Below are 2,259 nucleotides of genomic sequence, written 5' to 3' on the forward strand. Positions count from 1 at the left end.
AGCTAATAAAGCGAAAAGTTGAAAAACCATATTTAATATGGTAGTATTTGATCAAAGACAAATAAAATGTGGAGAAATAGACTTGTTAATGATACATTTGAACCTGGTTCTATATTTAAAGTAGTGACAGCAATTACAGCTATGGAAGAAGGAGTAGTAACTGCAGATACAGATTTTTTCTGCAATGGTTCTATGGCAGTAGGAGGGATTCATCCAAAGTGTTGGAGAACACAAGGGCATGGCGCACAAAAATTCCCTGATATAATTAAGAACTCATGCAATGTAGCTTTTATTCAGCTTGGTCAAATGATTGGAAAGGAAAAATTATGTGAATCTATAAAAAAATTTGGATTTGGGAAAGTGTGTGGAATTGATCTTCCAGGAGAAGCACGAGGAATAGTCAAACCTGTTGAAAAAGTCACAGAAGCGGATCTTGCAACTATAGCATTTGGACAGACTAATACTGTAAATTCAGTTCAGTATATGACAGCTTTAAATGCTGTTGCAAATGGAGGAACATTGATACAACCTCATGTAATGAAAGAAGTTACCCATACTGATGAAAATGGAAATTTTATTGTGGATGAAACTTTTAAACCAAAAGAAACAAAAGTGGCAAGTCCTGAAAAAACTGCAGAATTGAGAAAATATCTTGAAGGTGTAGTTACAGAAGGTTCTGGTAAAAGTACTTTTATACAAGGATATCATATTGGAGGAAAGACTGGAACTGCTCAAAAGGTTGAAAATGGAAAGTATTGTGGAAAATATATTTCTTCATTTGTAGGCATGGCTCCAGTGGACGATCCAAAGGTAACTGTTATGATAACAGTGGATGAACCAAGTAATGGTGCATATTATGCTGGACAGGTTGCGGCTCCAGCAGCAAAGACTTTATTTACTGATATTTTCAATTATATGGATGAAAAATTTAAAGATGAAAATTTAATCCAAATTCCAAGAGATGTGGTAGTTCCAGAATTAAGGGGAATGACATTGGATGAAGCAAAAAAGGAGTTAAAAGAACTTAAGCTTGATTGTGAAATTAAAGGTGATGGAGATGTTATAACATCAATAACGCCATATCCAGGATATGAGGTAAAAGAAGGTTCAAAAATAAATCTTTACACAGATGATGAAGGGAATTATAATAATAATGTTGTAATGCCCGATGTGAGAGGTTATTCAAAAGAAGATGCTCAACAGTTACTGACAGATTTGGGACTTGTACCAGTTTTTGAAGGTAATGGACTGGTTAAAAATCAGAATGTGGTTCAAGGTGAAGTAATAACAAAAGGAACATCTATTAAGTTGACATTAAGTTTAGATTATAAAGATTAAATTATAATCATAATTATAAATGGTAGCGTGTGGGCTCATGCTCACATGCTATATTTTTAAAAGATAAGATTAATAACATAGAAGTGCTGATAGTTAAAAATTGAGAGTTGACAGTTTGAATTCTGTCAATTATCCACTTTTAACTCTCCACTGATTTATGTATAAAATCAAAGTTAGGAGAGGATGACATGAATTTAAAAAATATTTTAAATGGTCTTGATTATGAACTTTTGCAAGGGAATGATGACAAGGAAATTGAAAAAATAAATTATGACAGCAGAAAAGTAGAAAAAAATGATATATTTGTATGTGTGAAAGGATATGCAACAGATGGCCATAAATATGCTGAAAAAGCCATTTCAAATGGAGCTAGTGTTATTGTAATTCAAGATGATATAGAGGTTAATGATAAGTCTGTGACAATCATAAAATGTGCAGATACAAGAAAAGCTTTAGCTGTTATGGGAGCTAACTACTATGATAATCCTTCAAAAAAGATGAAGATAATAGGCATTACAGGGACTAATGGAAAAACAACTACAGCATTTATGATAAAAGATATTTTAGAAAGTGCAGGGAAAAAGGTTGGACTTATAGGAACAATTGCAAATTTTGTATGTGGTGAAAAAATTCATACAGAAAGAACAACACCAGAGTCTTTGGAACTTCAGGAGTTATTTGCTCACATGGTAGATAAAGGAGCAGAATACTGTGTTATGGAGGTATCTTCACATTCACTTGCTTTAGACAGGGTATATGGAATACATTTTGAATGTTCTATTTTTACTAATCTTACAAGAGATCATCTTGATTTTCATAAAACATTTGAAAATTACTATGCTGCAAAATTTAAATTGTTCGAAAGAAGCAGTATAAAATTAATAAATATTGACGATACTTATGGAATGCAGGTATTAAAAG

1 protein-coding gene and 1 pseudogene are annotated in these 2,259 nt (G+C 32.3%); both read left to right on the top strand.

Annotated features, from left to right (window positions below; genetic code table 11):
• Positions 1-63: 63 nt before the first annotated feature.
• Positions 64-1,338, top strand: a pseudogene (locus Q0F58_RS18985) (penicillin-binding transpeptidase domain-containing protein); the annotation flags it as partial.
• A 188-nt stretch (positions 1,339-1,526) separates the two neighbouring features.
• On the top strand, positions 1,527-2,259 hold a 733-nt coding region (locus Q0F58_RS18990), incomplete at its 3' end, for a Mur ligase family protein (protein ID WP_294379562.1).

Origin of the sequence: uncultured Clostridium sp. (assembly GCF_934754915.1) — a bacterium.
Taxonomy (GTDB): Bacteria; Bacillota; Clostridia; order Clostridiales; family Clostridiaceae; genus Clostridium.